Origin of the sequence: Bradyrhizobium sp. USDA 326 (genome assembly GCF_049739485.1) — a bacterium.
Lineage (GTDB): Bacteria > Pseudomonadota > Alphaproteobacteria > Rhizobiales > Xanthobacteraceae > Bradyrhizobium.
In genome coordinates this window covers 921,581-938,017 of record NZ_JBMGQA010000001.1, presented here as the reverse complement: position 1 = coordinate 938,017, position 16,437 = coordinate 921,581, and the positions used below count along the sequence as shown (strand labels likewise).

General features: G+C 64.1%; 13 protein-coding genes. 7 read left to right on the top strand and 6 right to left on the bottom strand.

Translation table 11 applies throughout. From position 1 onward, the window contains the following. Nucleotides 1-20: 20 nt before the first annotated feature. Nucleotides 21-1,820, top strand: a complete 1,800-nt coding sequence (locus tag ABIG06_RS04490) for a glycoside hydrolase family 15 protein (RefSeq protein WP_424578078.1) — start codon at nt 21-23, stop codon at nt 1,818-1,820. A 225-nt stretch (nt 1,821-2,045) separates the two neighbouring features. Here ABIG06_RS04490 and ABIG06_RS04485 read toward each other — a convergent pair whose 3' ends face one another. The 6 genes from ABIG06_RS04485 to ABIG06_RS04460 are packed head-to-tail and all read right to left on the bottom strand — an operon-like array spanning nt 2,046 to nt 9,543. After that, a complete protein-coding gene (locus ABIG06_RS04485; RefSeq protein ID WP_370134552.1) occupies nt 2,046-2,858 on the bottom strand; it encodes an HAD family hydrolase in 813 nt (270 codons plus the stop codon). Then, on the bottom strand, nt 2,855-3,397 hold the full coding sequence (locus tag ABIG06_RS04480) for a gluconokinase (RefSeq protein ID WP_124162528.1): 543 nt from the start codon (nt 3,395-3,397) through the stop codon (nt 2,855-2,857). The genes ABIG06_RS04485 and ABIG06_RS04480 overlap by 4 nt, the downstream gene beginning before the upstream one ends. Next, nucleotides 3,384-4,133, bottom strand: coding sequence for a 6-phosphogluconolactonase (gene pgl / locus ABIG06_RS04475; protein ID WP_370134549.1), 750 nt, complete (start codon nt 4,131-4,133; stop codon nt 3,384-3,386). Before pgl ends, ABIG06_RS04480 begins: the two co-directional genes overlap by 14 nt. Then, the gene (gene zwf / locus ABIG06_RS04470) at nt 4,133-5,644 is read right to left on the bottom strand and encodes a glucose-6-phosphate dehydrogenase (RefSeq protein WP_124162530.1); all 1,512 of its coding nucleotides are present in this window, start codon (nt 5,642-5,644) and stop codon (nt 4,133-4,135) included. Before zwf ends, pgl begins: the two co-directional genes overlap by 1 nt. Nucleotides 5,645-5,681: 37 nt before the next feature. Next, a complete protein-coding gene (gene gnd, locus ABIG06_RS04465; protein WP_370134547.1) occupies nt 5,682-6,680 on the bottom strand; it encodes a phosphogluconate dehydrogenase (NAD(+)-dependent, decarboxylating) in 999 nt (332 codons plus the stop codon). Between the two features lie 13 nt (nt 6,681-6,693). Beyond that, nucleotides 6,694-9,543 (bottom strand): bifunctional transaldolase/phosoglucose isomerase, encoded by a 2,850-nt coding sequence (locus ABIG06_RS04460; protein WP_370134544.1) that lies wholly within the window; start codon nt 9,541-9,543, stop codon nt 6,694-6,696. A gap of 140 nt (nt 9,544-9,683) precedes the next feature. Here ABIG06_RS04460 and ABIG06_RS04455 point away from each other — a divergent pair, with 140 nt between their 5' ends. The 6 genes from ABIG06_RS04455 (at nt 9,684) to ABIG06_RS04430 (ending at nt 16,405) form a co-directional block, all read left to right on the top strand. Beyond that, nucleotides 9,684-9,989, top strand: coding sequence for a hypothetical protein (locus tag ABIG06_RS04455; protein WP_370134543.1), 306 nt, complete (start codon nt 9,684-9,686; stop codon nt 9,987-9,989). Between the two features lie 3 nt (nt 9,990-9,992). Continuing rightward, a complete protein-coding gene (locus ABIG06_RS04450; RefSeq protein ID WP_370134540.1) occupies nt 9,993-10,232 on the top strand; it encodes a hypothetical protein in 240 nt (79 codons plus the stop codon). A gap of 257 nt (nt 10,233-10,489) precedes the next feature. Then, complete coding sequence (locus ABIG06_RS04445; RefSeq protein WP_124162533.1) at nt 10,490-12,433, top strand: PrkA family serine protein kinase; 1,944 nt, start codon at nt 10,490-10,492, stop codon at nt 12,431-12,433. 30 nt (nt 12,434-12,463) lie between these two features. Next, a complete protein-coding gene (locus ABIG06_RS04440; protein WP_370140786.1) occupies nt 12,464-13,741 on the top strand; it encodes a YeaH/YhbH family protein in 1,278 nt (425 codons plus the stop codon). After that, on the top strand, nt 13,738-15,276 hold the full coding sequence (locus ABIG06_RS04435) for a SpoVR family protein (RefSeq protein WP_370134536.1): 1,539 nt from the start codon (nt 13,738-13,740) through the stop codon (nt 15,274-15,276). The genes ABIG06_RS04440 and ABIG06_RS04435 overlap by 4 nt, the downstream gene beginning before the upstream one ends. A gap of 180 nt (nt 15,277-15,456) precedes the next feature. Continuing rightward, nucleotides 15,457-16,405 (top strand): IS630 family transposase gene (locus tag ABIG06_RS04430; RefSeq protein ID WP_370134535.1). Its coding sequence is split into 2 segments (ribosomal slippage): nt 15,457-15,792 and nt 15,794-16,405, totalling 948 coding nucleotides; the frame shifts between segments, so codons are not numbered across the junction. Nucleotides 16,406-16,437 lie beyond the last annotated feature (32 nt).

Below are 16,437 nucleotides of genomic sequence, written 5' to 3'. Positions count from 1 at the left end.
ATTTCTAGGCTCGCACGACATTGTCTCAGAGGATCGAGGACTATGCGCTGATCGGCGATTGCGAGACCGCGGCGCTGGTCGGGCGCAACGGCTCGATCGACTGGCTGTGCTGGCCGGCCTTCGATTCCGACGCCTGCTTTGCCGCGATCCTCGGCACGCACAAGAACGGCCGCTGGCTGATCGCGCCGAGCGAGGAAGTGGTCTCCATCTCGCGGCGCTATCGCGGCAACACCCTCATCCTTGAAACGCGTTTTGAGACGAAAGACGGCACCGTCGCACTGATCGACTTCATGCCGCCGCGCGGCAAGGCGTCCGACATCGTGCGGCTGGTCCGCGGCATCCGTGGCACAGTGAAGATGCGGGTGGAGCTCGTCATCCGCTTCGGCTTCGGCGCCGACATTCCCTGGGTGCGGCGGATCGACCATTCCTTGATGGCCATCGCCGGCCAGGACATGACGGTGCTGCGCACGCCGGCCGAGACCCGCGGCGAGGACCTGACCACCGTCTCGGATTTCGAGGTGAGGGAAGGCGAGACAGTGCCCTTCGTGCTGACCTACGGCCCCTCGCATCTTGAGCCGCCCGCGTCGATCGATCCGGAGCTCGCTCTCCAGGAGACCGAAAAATTCTGGCGGGATTGGTGCGGCCGTTGCACCCGCGACGGCGACTATCAGGATCTCGTCTTGCGCTCGCTGATCACGCTGAAGGCGCTGACCTTCGCGCCGACCGGCGGCATCGTCGCGGCACCCACCACCTCCTTGCCGGAAAAGCTCGGGGGCAGCAGGAACTGGGATTACCGCTTTTGCTGGCTGCGCGACGCCACCTTCACGCTGCTGGCACTGATGAACTCGGGCTACACCGAGGAAGCCCTGGCCTGGCACAATTGGCTGCTGCGTGCGGCCGCGGGTTCGCCGGCGAACATGCAGATCATGTATGGCATCTGGGGCCAGCGGCGGCTGCTGGAATGGGAGGCGGGCTGGCTCGCTGGTTACGAGGGCGCGCAGCCGGTGCGCGTCGGCAACGCGGCTCATGCGCAGCTCCAGCTCGACGTCTATGGCGAGTTGATCGACGCATTCCACCAGTCACGCATGGCCAAGCTCCAGCTCGACGACGAGACCTGGGCGCTGGAATGCGCCGTGCTCAATCATCTGGCCGAGGTCTGGGACCGGCCCGATCACGGCATCTGGGAGCGGCGCGGACAGCCCAAGCACTACGTCTTCTCGAAAGTGATGACCTGGGTCGCCTTCGACCGCGGCATCAAGAGCGCCGAAATCTTCGGCTTCAAGGCCCCGCTCCTGCACTGGCGCACGTTGCGCGATGCCATTCATCGCGACGTCTGCAGCAGGGGCTTCGACGCGGAGGCGGGTGCCTTCGTCGAATCCTACGGCTCGAAGCTGCTCGATGCCAGCGTGCTGTTGTTGCCGGCCGTCGGCTTCCTGCCGGCGTCCGATCCGCGCATCCGCGGCACCATCGCGGCCGTCGAGAAATGCCTGATGCGCGACGGATTCGTGCTGCGGCACGATCCGCGCGAGCTGGCGGTGGACCAGCCGCCGCTCGAAGGCGCGTTTCTGGCCTGCAGCCTCTGGCTCGCCGATGCCTATGTGCTGTCGGGCGATATCGACAAGGCGCAGGGATTGTTCGATCGCGTGGTCGGTGTCGCGAACGATGTCGGGCTGCTCGCCGAGGAATACGACTCCGTGGCCCGCCGCCAAACCGGCAACTTCCCGCAGGCACTGACCCACATCGCGCTGATCAACACGGCACACAATCTGTCGGCAGCACGGCAGAAGAGCGAGAAGCCGGCGATGCAGCGGTCGAAGTAAGGCGAGCGCGCAACAGTGGGATTAAACGAGGCTTGATGGCTGCAACGAAGGAGGTGCGCCCCCTCTCCCGCTCGCGGGAGAGGGTTGGGGAGAGGGTGCTTCCGCAATGGGACAGTCCCCAAGTGGAGAAAGCCCTCACCCGGCGCGCGGGACGATGCTGCGCATCGCCCGGGACGCGCCGACCTCTCCCGCAAGCGGGAGAGGTGAAGAGAACCCGCGGCGCGCTCAGCTCACCCCATTCCGCGTCAGGATCATCTCCATCGCCTCGGCAAAACCGTCCTGCTCGTTGCTTGCAGTGACATGCGTCGCCTCGTCCTTGACGTTGTCGGCGGCGTTGCCCATGGCGATCGAGGTGCCGCTGACGCGGAACATGGCGAGATCGTTCTGCATGTCGCCGATGGTGGCGACCGCGTCGGTGGCAATGCCGAGGCGCTTTGCCATGGCCTGGACGAAAGTACCCTTGTCGAAGCCGGGCGGGGTGATGTCGAGATAGTAGGTCTGCGAGCGCACCGCGGTGGCTTCGCGGCCGAGCGCCTCCTGCATCGCTTTCTCGCAAGCCGCGAGCCCCGCGGCATCGCCACTGGCGCCGACGATCTTGCAGGCGCTCGCAAGATAGGGCGAGAAATCGGACACGATGGTGGGGTCGGCACGGATCGTGTGCTGCTCGTGAGCGACATAGCTGCCGCTGGGATTGTCGATCAGCCATTTGTCGGTGGTGAACAGCCAGATGTCGGCGCCGAATTCGCGGAGGATCCGCAAGGACCGCTCGGCCGCGCTTGCGGGAATCAGGTGCTGCTCGACCGGCCTCATCTCGGGATCGATGATCGAGGAGCCGTTGAACGGGCCGACCGGGAGCCACAGCGCCAGCGGCTCGATCAGGAAGCGCATGCCGATGGCGGGGCGGCTGGAGGTGATGGTGAAGCCGATGCCGGCCCGATGCAGCCGCTGCACCGCGCTCCTCGCGCGTTCGGTCAGCGTCTTGTCCTTGGTCAGCAGCGTGCCGTCGACATCGGAGACCACGAGTGAGATTTGCGTCATGGCAGGACTTTCGGTATCGCGCCGCCCAGCTTCAATTGCCGCACCACGCCGTCCACGATCGCTTCGACGGATTCGTCGATCGAGACGGTGACGACGTGCTCGCTCGCCTCCGGCGGTTCCAGCGTGTTGAATTGGCTCGTCAGCAGCTCGGGCGGCATGAAGTGGCCCTTGCGGTGCGCCAGCCGCTCGGCGATCAGCTCCTTCGTGCCCTTCAGGAAGACGAAGCGCACGTCGTCGCGACCACGCAGCAGCACGTCGCGATAGGTATGCTTCAGCGCCGAGCAGGCGATGATGACGTGCTCGCCGCGTTCGCACACCAGCGCGATCTCGTCGGCGATGGCATTGAGCCAGGGCCAGCGGTCTTCGTCGGTGAGCGGGTGGCCGGCCCGCATCTTCTCGACATTGCTGGCGGGATGAAAGCTGTCGCCGTCCTCGAAACGCCAGCCGAGCCGTTCGCCGAGCGCCTTCGCAACCGTGCTCTTGCCCGAACCCGACACGCCCATCACGATCAATGCACAAGGTGCTTCAGCGCGGCCCACGAATTTCCTCCGGAAGCGCGGCCCTGTCGACCAGCCAGACGGTCTCGCCATTCGAGCGCGCGCGCAACGCCGGCAGATTCTCGCCGTTGAGGAGGCGCGTCAAGATCGGTTGCTTGTCGTGCCCGGCAATCTCGAACAGCATCTCGCGGCAGGAGGCCAGAACGGGCAGGGTGAGCGAGACCCGCGGCACGAAGGGCGCGACATTGGCCTTGGCGACACCGACGACCCAGCGTCGGGTCTCTTCAATTTCGGGATACCCCGGAAATAGCGAGGCGGTATGGCCGTCGGGCCCGGCGCCCATCAGCACGAGATCGAACAGTGGGCGCTCCGGATCGAGCTGGTCTGCGCCATAGAAGGCCTGCAGCTCGCGTGCGTAAGCGTCAGCGCCGGCATCCGGATTCCCGGCCGTGGTCGGAATCGGGTGGATATGGCCGGCTGGCGCATTGCGATCGAGAAAGATCGCGCGCGCGACGGCCATGTTGTTGAGGGGATCGCTCTCGGGCACGAACCTTTCGTCGCCGATGAACCAGTGCACGCGGTCCCACGGAATCCTGCCGCGCCACGCGTCGCTGCCGATCAATTGGTAGAGCTTCTTCGGGCTGGAGCCGCCGGTGAGGCAGATCGCGATCCGCCCGGGATTCGCCGCGAGCCGCGCCATCACCCGTTCGGCCGCGGCGCGGGCAAGAGCTTCGGCATCAGCTTCGACGATCAGCTTCGGCTGGTCGGCCGCCGCCATCACGAGTACTTCCGCCAGCTTCGCCCGTCGCGCCGCAGCAGCTCGTCGGCGCAGGCGGGGCCGTCGCTGCCGGCTTCGTAGGTTTCGATGCCGTTGCTGCCGGCGCTTGTCCAGGCGTCCAGGAACGGCTGCACCGCCTGCCAGCCGGCTTCGACGCCGTCGGCGCGCTGGAACAGGATGTTGTCGCCGATCATGCAGTCGTAGATCAGCGTCTCGTAGCCGGTCGAGGGATCGGCCTGGAAATAGTCGCCGTAGCGGAATTTCATCTCGACGCCGTCGATGGTGACGCTCGGCCCGGGGATCTTGGCGTTGAACTGAAGTTCGATAGTCTCGGTGGGCGCGATGCCGATGGTGAGGAAATTCTGCGACAGGCGGTCGACCGCCGTGCCCGAGAACATCGACAGCGGCGCCTGCTTGAACTTGATCGCGACTTCCGTGCGCTTGTGCGCCAGCGCCTTGCCGGTGCGCAGATAGAACGGCACGCCGGCCCAGCGCCAATTGTCGATCATCAGCTTGAGCGCGACATAGGTCTCGGTGGTGCTGCCGGGCTTGACGTCCGCGGTCTTGCGATAGTCCGGAATCTCCTCGTCGCCGATGCGGCCGGCGAGATACTGCGCGCGCACCGAGCTCCTCAGCGCTTCCTCCCGGCTCGGCCGCTGGATCGCCGTGAGCACCTCGGCCTTCTCTGAACGGACCGAATGGGCATCGAAGCGCGTCGGGGGCTCCATCGCGACGAGGGACATCAGCTGGAACAGATGGTTCGGCACCATGTCGCGCAACGCGCCGGTGGCATCATAGAAGCCGCCGCGATGGCCGACGCCGAGCTTCTCCTCCACGGTGATCTGGATGTGGTCGATGTGGTTGCGATTCCAGATCGGCTCGAACATGCCGTTGGCGAAGCGAAGAACCAGGATGTTCTGCACCGTCTCCTTGCCGAGATAGTGATCGATCCGGTAGATCTGGTGTTCGTCCATGATCTTCAGGAGCTCGGCGTTGAGCGCGCGGGCCGAGGCGAGATCGGTGCCGAACGGTTTTTCGATGACCAGGCGCCGCCAGGTGCCGTTCTCCTTCGTCATGCCGGCGCGGCCGAGCTCGCGCGCGGTCGGCGCGAAGGCGGCGGGCGGGGTGGCGAGATAGAACAGCCGGTTGCCGCCGGTCTCCTGCGCGCATTCCAGCGAATCCAGATGCTCGCGCAGGCGGTCGAAGGAGGGCGGATCCTTTGCGTCGGCCTCGACGAAGGTCACGCATTCCAGCAGCTTCTTGGCGATGTCGTCGTCCACGGGCCGCGTCGCGAACTGACGCAGTCCCTTCAGCAGGCTGTCGCGCAGCTCATCATCCGACTGGCTCCTGCGGGCGACGCCGACGACACAGAATTTTTCCGGCAACAGGTGCTCGGCCGCCAGATTGTACAGCGATGGCATCACCAGCCGATGGGTGAGGTCGCCGGTCACGCCAAAGATGACGAAGGCGCAATTTTCCGGCTTGCGCTTCGCTTGCGGGTCTTTTGTCACGAATTGTCGGCCTTCGCTTGTTACGTCTCGCTCGATCTCATTTGGGCTTCGCTGCGCCCGACTGTTTCGGCTCCTTGTGACCGCCGAACCCTGCACGCATCGCAGAGAGAATTTTTTCGGCGAAGGTGTGTTCCTTGCGGGAACGGAAACGTGTGTAGAGCGCCGCAGTCAAGACTTCGGCAGGCACTGCCTCGTCGATCGCGGCATTCACGGTCCAGCGACCTTCACCGGAATCTTCGACGAAGCCCGAGTACTCCGACAGCTGGGGGCTGTCGGCGAGTGCCGTCGAGGTGAGGTCGAGCAACCAGGACGGAATCACGCTGCCGCGCCGCCACACTTCGGCGATGTCGGCGAGATCGAAATCGTAGCGGTGATCCACCGGCAAAGCCTCGATGTTGGCATTCTTGAGAATGTCGAAACCTTCGGCATAGGCCTGCATCAGGCCGTATTCGATGCCGTTGTGGATCATCTTGACGAAGTGCCCGGCGCCCACCGGGCCGGCATGGATGTAGCCCTGCTCGATGCGGGGATCGCGGCCATCGCGTCCTTCCGTGCGCGGAATGTCGCCGGCGCCGGGCGCGAGCGCGGCGAAAATTGGATCGAGCCGGTCGACCACCTGCTTCTCGCCGCCGATCATCATGCAATAGCCGCGGTCGAGGCCCCAGACGCCGCCCGAGGTGCCGACGTCGACATAGTGGATGCCGCGCTCCTTCAGAGCCTTGCCGCGGCGGACGTCGTCCTGCCAGAAGGTGTTGCCGCCGTCGATGATGACATCGCCTGCCTGCATCACGCCCGCGATCGTCTCGATCGTCGTCTCGGTGATGCGTCCTGCGGGCAGCATCACCCAGGCCGCGCGCGGCCGCTCGAGTTTCGCGACGAATTCTTCCAGCGTCGCCGAGCCCACCGCTCCGTCGGCCGCTAGGCCCGCGACGGCCTTGGCGTCCTTGTCGTAGACCACGGTCGAATGCCCCTGGCGCATCAGGCGGCGAACGATGTTGCCGCCCATCCGGCCGAGACCGATCATGCCGAGTTGCATGTGCATTATTCCCTTAGTTCAGCGCGTCGTTGAGCGCCGCATTGAGCGCCGCGAGGCCTTTCTTGAGCCCGCCCTTCAGGTGCACGCGCAGCGCACGCCGGCCGCGCTCGGTGAGCACGTCGAAATCGCCGCGCGCCTGCGCCGTCTTGATGACACCAAAGCTGGCCTTCTGACCCGGCACCGGCAGATCCTTGGCATCGTCCGCCGTGATCTGGAGGAACACGCCGCTGTCGGGGCCACCCTTGTAGGCCTGCCCGGTGGAGTGCAGGAAGCGCGGCCCGAACTCGGCGCAGGTCGCGACCTGCCGCTTCTCGCGCACCTCCAACCGCATGGCCTGGAGCGCGTCGATCGTCGCCTTGTCGCGCGCGATGTAGCCGAGCAGGGCGACATAGTCGCCGTGGTTCGAGCGGGAGAGATGCGCCTTCAGCCAGGAGGTGAGATCGCCATTGGCGCCGGCCGCGCGCAGCGCCGTGGCGTTGGCCTCGTCGGTGTAGAGGTCTGCCTCGTCCGTGCTGACCACCGGCTGCTCTTCCGGCAGTGCACCGGTCTTCTCGAATGCGGCAGTGAGCTCGCGGGTCTTGATCTTGGCCGCTTCCACGTCCGGCTGGTCGAACGGGTTGATGCCGAGGATCGCGCCTGCAACCGCCGTCGCCATCTCGAAGCGGAAGAACTCCTGGCCGAGATGCTCGATCGACTTCATGACGATGCGCACCACGGGATGACCAGCCGCCTCGATCGCGGCAAGCTTGGAATCATGGGCGGCGTCCGCTTCGCCGTCGACACGGATGTCGATGAAGAACCGGTCGTTGCCATAGACGCCGGGATCGCCGAGCGGCTCACCCTCGATCGGGATCAGGCCCTTGCCCTCCTTGCCGGTGGACTCCGCGATGAGCTGCTCGGCCCAGGCGCCGAAATCGGCGATCTTCTTCGAGGCCAGGATCGTCACCTTGTCGCGGCCCTCGAGGCCTGCGAGGCCCATGGCGAGGCCGAGCTGCACCCCCGGGTTCTCGGCTGGCGGCACGTCCGGGCCGCAGGAGCGGGCCATCGCAAGCGCATGCTTGATGAAGGTCTTGACGTCGACGCCCGCGGTCGCCGCCGGCACCAGGCCGAAGGGCGAGAGCACCGAATAGCGGCCGCCGATCGAGGGCTCGCCGTGGAAGATGCGCGCATAGCTCAGCTTCTTCGCCGCCTTCTCCAGCGACGAGCCGGGATCGGTCACGGCGATGAAGCGATGGCCGGTCTTCACCTTCGGCCCGACCGCCTGCGCAACGCGCGCGTGGAAATAGTCCTTCATCGCATTCGGCTCGGTGGTGCCGCCGGACTTGCTGGAGACGATGAACACGGTGTTGGCGATGTCGATCCTCGCCTCCATCGCCCGCACCTGCGCGGGGTCGGTGGAGTCAAGCACATGCAGTTTCGGAAAGCCGGGCTTCTTGCCGAAGGTCTCGGCCAGCACCTCGGGCCCGAGACTCGATCCGCCCATGCCGAGCACCACGGCATCGGAGAATTTCTGACCCTTCACGCGGCCTGCATAGTCCACGTAATCGGCAATGTCGGCCTTGGCCGCGCTGTCGAGCCAGCCCAGCCATTTGTCCTCGTCTGCGCCGGTCCAGACCGACTTGTCACGCTGCCATAGTCTGCGGATCTTGGCCGAGGCGCGCCAGTTCTCGGTGCTCTCAGCCAGGGCCTTGCCGAGCCCGTCGCCGAGCGAGATCTCCTGGCGGTCGAGCGCGGGCCCGAGCACGACCGCGCGCTTGTGGGCGACGGCGCCGTAAAGCTTGTCGGCGGCATCCGCGAACAGCTTGACGCCGTCCTTGACCAACTCCTCGGTGATCGCCTCGAGCGAGATGCCGGAGCGCTCCAGCTCCTCCAGCACGCGCGTTGCGTCGTCGATGTTCTCTTCCAGGCTGTCGCGCGGCTTGCCATGGTCGCGGAACGCATCAAGCGTCGCCGGCGGCACCGTGTTGATGGTGTTGGGGCCGATCAGCTCCTCGACATAGAGGACGTCGCTGTAGTCCTTGTTCTTGGTGCCGGTCGAGGCCCACAGCATGCGCTGCGGCTTGGCGCCCTTGGCGGCGAGCTTCTCCCAGCGCGGCCCCGAGAACAGGCGCTTGTAGTCCTGATAGGCGAGCTTGGCATTGGCGATCGCGACCTTGCCCTTGAGCGCGGCGAGCCGTTCCTTCTCGGATGGATCGTTGGCGCGCGCGATCTTCTCGTCGAGCTGCTTGTCGACAACCGAGTCGATGCGGCTGACGAAGAAGCTTGCCACGCTCGCGACATGCGAGGGGTCACCGCCGCCCGCGACGTATTTTTCGAGACCGGCGATGTAGGCTTCGGCCACCTCGAGGTATACCGTCTTGGAGAACAGCAGCGTGATGTTGATGCTGATGCCTTCGCCGATCAGCTGCTCGATCGCCGGGAGGCCCTCCGGCGTTGCCGGCACCTTCACCATCAGGTTCTTGCGACCAACGTCCTTCCAGAGCCGCCGCGCTTCAGTGACCGTGCCTGATGTGTCCATCGCGAGATAGGGCGAGACTTCCAGGCTGACATAGCCGTCGCCGCCATTGAGGCGGTCATAGACCGGGCGGAGCACATCGGCGGCGTTCTGGATGTCCTCGACCGCGACGGCCTCGAACAGGTCGGCCACGTTCCGGTCGCCGCGCTTCAGCGCCTTGCCGATCGGAGCATCGTATTCGTCGGAGCTGCCGATCGCCTTCTCGAAAATCGACGGATTGGAGGTGACACCCTTGACGCCGTCGGTGTCGATCAGCCGCTTCAGGTCGCCCTTGGCGATGAAGCCACGGGCCAGGAAGTCCAGCCAGACCGCTTGTCCGTGCTTTTCCAGTTCTTTGACGGGATTCATGATGCCTATTTATCTCCAAGCCTGCGGACGAGGGGTTTCCGCGCCGGTCCTGACGCGCTATCCTGTAGCTTACATGCTCCCGGGAGGGAACCAATCAAGGGTATGAGCGTCATACTCTCCGGTGTAACTCCGTCGCGATCATGGCGATCCAGGCGGGCGGTTGTGATGTTGTGTGGCCGCAAATGGCCATGCTGGGAAACACACGCACATACGTCGTGAAGATTTGGCGCTGGCCGTCGCCGACAGCCAGCAACGGTTTGCGTGTGCGGTCAGCGTCGACGCATCGCACGATCTCCAAATTCCAGTCGATGCGACTGCGGCTGCTGGTCGCGGCGGGCCTTGCCATGATCTTGCTCAGCGCAAGCCTCGCCATCGACTGCCGGGATGGTCTCGGCGACGGCGAGACGACGATGACTATGTCGGCATCGCGCCAACATTTCGGTTGAAGAATGCAGCAGCCGCAGGATGATCGCATCGTCATCCGGTCGGAGCGCCTGGCGACCGATTTTGATACACTGCTGCGCGCTTGCCGCGACTGTCACGCGGCCAGAAGCCCGCGCACTGCATTGCAGCAGGAAGATGAACGCGGTCCCCAAGGCTTCGAGGTGCAGGCGTCGCCGTACAAGGCTTCGCCGTACAAGTGTCATAAGATCGCCGCTCCCGGATCGCTATGCTGCATTGCCGGATGAGCCGACCCCCGGGAATGCCCGGATGTTGCGACCGAGTGACATTTTCTGGAAATGAGCCAATATAGACAAAGATTCGCACAAATTACAGGCATGTGCCTGTTCGTAACTCATGGAGTGCCTACGTTGTGCGTTGCGTCGAGTTGGCACCCGGGTGTCCAATGATCGTCATGTGCTCACGCTGATTCGAAACGGCCTGAGGAACGGTCCGGTAACTGCTTTCGTTTCAGCTTGTAGCGGAACTCACGCGGAGAGGGATCATGTACAACGATTCTCTATTCAACGCTTTCGCTCGGTCGTTCGAGGCGAGAAGCCAGCACGACATGTCGATGGCGGAATATCTGGAATCGTGTCGAAGCGATCCCATGAAATACGCGAACGCGGCCGAACGACTGCTAGCGGCGATCGGTGAGCCCCAGACGATTGACACGGCCAAGGACCCACGCCTTGGCCGTATTTTTTTGAACCGCACCATCCGCACCTATCCGGCCTTCGCCGGCTTCTACGGCATGGAAGAAACCATCGAGCGCATCGTCGGTTTCTTTCGCCACGCGGCGCAAGGTCTCGAAGAGCGCAAGCAGATCCTCTATTTGCTCGGCCCGGTCGGCGGCGGCAAGTCCTCGCTCGCCGAGCGGCTGAAGTCGCTGATGGAAGTGCAGCCGATCTACGTGCTCAAGGCCGGCGACGAGCTCTCGCCCGTGTTCGAGAGCCCGCTCAGCCTGTTCGATCCCGATCAGCTCGGTCCGATGCTGGAGGAGAAGTACGGCATTCCGCGCCGTCGTCTCACCGGCCTGATGAGCCCGTGGTGCTACAAGCGGCTCGAGGCCTTCGGCGGCGACATCTCGCAGTTCCGCGTCGCCAAGATTCAGCCATCGCGGCTGCGCCAGATCGCGATCGCCAAGACCGAACCCGGTGACGAGAACAACCAAGACATCTCCTCGCTGGTCGGCAAGGTCGACATCCGCAAGCTCGAGACCTACGCCCAGAACGATCCCGACGCCTACAGCTATTCCGGCGGCCTCAACCGCGCCAACCAGGGCGTGCTCGAGTTCGTCGAGATGTTCAAGGCGCCGATCAAGATGCTGCACCCCCTGCTGACGGCGACGCAGGAAGGCAACTACATCGGCACCGAGAACATCGGGGCGATTCCGTTCACGGGCGTGATCCTCGCGCACTCCAACGAAGCGGAGTGGGCGAGCTTCAAGGCCAACAAGAACAACGAAGCCTTCATCGACCGCATCTGCGTGATCAAGGTGCCCTATTGCCTCAGGGTCACCGAGGAGCAGAAGATCTACGAGAAGCTGATCCAGGGCTCCGAGCTCGCGTCGGCTCCTTGCGCGCCGTCGACGCTGGAGACGCTGGCGCGGTTCTCGGTGATGTCGCGCCTGCGCAAGCACGAGAACTCCACCCTGTTCGCCAAGATGCGGGTCTATGACGGCGAGAGCCTGAAGGAATCCGATCCGAAGGCGCGCAGCGTCCAGGAATACCGCGACGCCGCCGGCGTCGACGAGGGCATGGACGGCGTCTCGACCCGCTTCGCCTTCAAGATCCTGGCCGCGACCTTCAACCACGATCCGCAGGAGGTCGCCGCCGACGCCGTGCATCTGATGTACGCGCTGGAGCAGGCGATCCGCCGCGAACAGCTGCCGGAGGAGACCGAGAAGCGCTATCTCGAATTCATCAAGGCGGAGCTGGCGCCGCGCTATGCCGAGTTCATCGGTAACGAGATCCAGAAGGCCTATCTCGAATCCTACTCGGATTATGGCCAGAACCTGTTCGATCGCTACGTCGACTATGCCGACGCCTGGATCGAGGACCAGGACTTCAAGGATCCCGACACCGGCCAGCTGCTCGATCGCGAGCTTTTGAACCAGGAGCTGACGAAAATCGAGAAGCCGGCGGGTATCGCCAACCCGAAGGACTTCCGCAACGAGGTGGTCAAATTCTCGTTACGGTCGCGGGCCCAGAACGGCGGCAAGAATCCGACCTGGACCTCCTATGAGAAGATTCGCGATGTGATCGAAAAGCGGATATTCTCCCAGGTCGAGGACCTGCTTCCGGTCATCTCCTTCGGGTCGAAGAAGGACGGCGAGACGGAGAAGAAGCACGGCGAGTTCGTCGCACGCATGGTGGAGCGCGGCTACACCGAGCGTCAGGTTCGCCGGCTCGTCGAATGGTACATGCGCGTGAAGCAGGCCGGTTGAGGCGCCTGGGAGGCGAATGGAAAAGTGCCCATCCACATTATTGACAGGCGCCTGAATCCAGGCGGCAAGAGTCTTGAGAACCGCCAGCGGTTCTTGCGTCGGGCCAAGTCCCTGGTGCAGGGCGCCGTCAAGAAGACCTCGCAGGAACGCGACATCAAGGACGTCCTGGAGGGTGGTGAGGTCACGATTCCGCTCGACGGCATGCACGAGCCGCGCTTCCGCCGTGAAGGCGGAACGCGGGACATGGTCCTGCCCGGCAACAAGAAGTTCGTCGAAGGCGACTATCTGCAGCGCTCCGGCCAGGGTAGCGCCAAGGATTCCGGCCCCGGCGAAGGCGACAGCGAGGACGCCTTCCGCTTCGTGCTCAGCCGCGACGAGTTCGTCGATCTGTTCCTCGACGACCTCGAGCTTCCGGATCTCGCCAAGCGCAAGATCGCGCAGACCGAGAGCGAAGGCATCCAGCGCGCCGGCTACACCATGTCGGGCTCGCCCGCCAACATCTCGGTGAGCCGAACGGTGAAGCTCGCGCTCGCGCGCCGCATTGCGCTCAAGCGTCCCCGCAAGGACGAGATCGAAGAGCTGGAAGCCGCCATCGCCGCATGCACGGACGAGGCCGAGCGCACGGAGCTGGTCGCTGAGCTCAAGAGGCTGAAGGCGAAGTCCAAGCGCATTCCCTTCATCGATCCGCTCGATATCCGCTACCGGCGCTTCGAGACGGTGCCGAAGCCCGTCGCGCAGGCTGTGATGTTCTGCCTGATGGACGTCTCCGGCTCGATGTCCGAACACATGAAGGATCTGGCCAAGCGCTTCTACATGCTGCTCTACGTGTTCCTGAAGCGCCGCTACAAGCATGTCGAGATCGTCTTCATCCGCCACACCGATCGCGCCGAGGAGGTGGACGAGCAGACCTTCTTCTACGGCCCGGCCTCGGGCGGCACGCTGGTGTCCAGCGCGCTCCAGGCGATGCACGAGATCGTGCGCGAGCGCTTCAACCCGTCGGACTGGAACATCTACGCCGCGCAAGCCTCCGACGGCGACAATTCCTATTCCGACGGCGAGCTCACGGGGCTCCTGCTGACGGAGAAGATCCTGCCGGTCTGCCAGTTCTTCGCCTACCTCGAGGTCGGGGAAGCAGGCGGCAGCGCCTTCGATCTTTCCGACTCTTCGCTGTGGACGCTCTACGAGCGCCTGCGCAACAGCGGCGCACCGCTCTCGATGCGCAAGGTCTCGGAGCGCAGCGAGATCTTTCCGGTGTTCCACGACCTGTTCCAGCGCCGCGAAACTGCCCAGGAGAAGACCGCTCCATGACGGAACGATTGTTCGAAGGCGCCGATTGGGATTTCCGCACCTTGCAGCGCATCACCGATGCCTGCGAGGAGGTGGCGTTGAAGGATCTCGGGCTCGACGTCTATCCGAACCAGATCGAGGTCATCACGGCCGAGCAGATGCTGGACGCCTATTCCTCGGTCGGCATGCCCTTGTTCTACAAGCATTGGTCGTTCGGCAAGCACTTTGCTTTCCATGAGGCGTCCTATCGCAAGGGCCTGATGGGGCTCGCCTATGAGATCGTGATCAACTCCTCGCCATGCATCTCCTATCTGATGGAGGAGAACACGGCGACGATGCAGACGCTGGTGATCGCGCACGCGGCCTTCGGCCACAACCATTTCTTCAAGAACAACTATCTGTTCAAGCAGTGGACCGATGCCGACGGCATCCTGGATTATCTCGACTTCGCCAAGAACTACGTCATGCAGTGCGAGGACCGCTACGGCCGTATCGAGGTCGAGCGCACGCTCGATGCCGCGCATGCGCTGATGTCGCACGGCATCGACCGCTATCCCGGCAAGAAGAAGCTCGATCTGCGCGCCGAGGAGAAGCGGGCAGGGCGCCGTCGTCAGCATGAGGAGGAGGTCTTCAACGATCTCTGGCGCACCGTGCCCAAGGGCGTCGCCAAGAGCCGGTCCGCGCTCAGCATCGAGCGCCGCCGCAAGCTGCTCGGCCTGCCGCAGGAGAACCTGCTCTATTTCCTGGAGAAAAGCGCGCCGCGGCTGGCGCCCTGGCAGCGTGAGCTCTTGCGCATCGTCCGCCACATCGCGCAATATTTCTATCCGCAGAGCCAGACCAAGGTGATGAACGAGGGGACGGCGACCTACGTCCACTATCGCATCATGACCAAGCTGCATGAGCAGGGCCGCATCACCGACGGCAACTTCCTCGAATTCCTGGGATCGCACACCAATGTGGTGTTCCAACCCGAGTTCGACGACCCGCGCTTCTCGGGCTTCAACCCCTATGCGCTCGGTTTTGCCGTGATGCAGGACATCGAGCGCATCGTCACCAGGCCGGAAGACGAGGACCGCGAATGGTTCCCGGACATCGCCGGCAAGAACGACGTCATGGGCGTGCTGCGCGACGTCTGGGCCAATTACCGCGACGAGAGCTTCATCGGCCAGTTCCTGAGTCCCAAATTGATGCGGCACTTCCGCATGTTCCATCTGCACGACGATCCCGAGGAGCGCGCCGGCATCCGCGTCGATGCCATCCATGACGAGCGTGGTTTCCGCCGCGTCCGCCGCGAGCTGGCGCGGCAGCACGATGTTGGCTTCATCGACGCCAACATCGAGGTGGTCGACGTCGACCTCGCCGGCGACCGCCGGCTGATCCTGCATCACCACGTCATCAAGGGCTCCCAGCTCAACGAGACCGACGCCAAGCGCGTGCTCCAGCACCTCGCCGATCTCTGGACCTACGACGTCGCGCTGATCGAGGTCGATGCCAACGACAAGGTCCTGCGCGAATACGTCGTCAGCCCGCGCCCGATTCCCGCGGCGGTGGCGTGACGCGGCTGGCTGCGTCTAGCGGTCTACGATGAGGCCCTGCTGGCGCCCCGACGAAGGTGCGTTCCCTCCCCCCTTGTGGGGGAGGGCTAGTGCGGTTCATCGATTAATTGAATCGGGAGGGATTCCGTCGGGCGGCGGTTTGTGATTCAAGATGCTGGCTGGATCGGAGGCCAGCATCGGATGGTCCGACCTCTTTCGAATGATCTTCGGGAACGAGCCGTGAAGGCGGTGGAATCGGGCGAGAGTTGCCATGCTGTGGCAGCCCGGTTCGATCTTGCAGTGTCGTCGGTCGTGAAGTGGCGGCAGCGCTATCGCGCGACGGGTTCGGTGGCGCCGGGCAAGGTGGGCGGTCACCGCAAGCCGGTTCTGGAGCCGCATCGAGCGTTCATCGTGGAGCGGATCAGGCAGACGCCACATCTCACGTTGCACGGGCTGAAGGACGAGCTTGCCGCGCGAGGCGTGAAAGTCTCGCACCAGGCGGTGTGGACCTTCCTGCGACGCGAAGGTCTCAGCTTCAAAAAAAACACTGTTCGCCCTTGAGCAGGGCCGCGCCGACGTCGCGCGGCGACGGCAACGCTGGCGCAACTTGCAGGATCGCCTCGATCCAAACCGCCTGGTGTTCATTGACGAGACCTGGATCAAGACCAGCATGGCCCCGCTGCGCGGCTGGGGATCCAAGGGCGAGCGGTTGCGCGGCTTTGCACCGCACGGTCACTGGCGAACCCTGACCTTCCTCGGTGCCCTACGCGCCGACCAGCTCACCGCGCCTTGCGTGTTCGACGGACCGATCAACGGCGAAAGCTTCCGCGCCTACGTCGAACAGCAACTCGTCAAAGTGCTCAAACCGGGCGACATCGTCGTCATGGACAATCTTGGTAGCCACAAGTCGCCAACCGTCCGGCAGATGATCCGGAAAGCCGGCGCAAGGCTATGGTACCTGCCGCCGTACTCACCTGACCTCAACCCGATCGAGCAAGTCTTCGCCAAGATCAAGCACTGGATGCGCATCGCACAGAAGCGCTCGATCGACGAGGCCTGCGACTACATCGGCCACCTGGTCAGAAACGTTCTGCCCGGCGAATGCAGCAACTACTTCGCTAATGCTAGATACGCTTCCATCAAAAAGTGAAACGCTCTAGGGAGAGGGGTAGCCCAGCAATA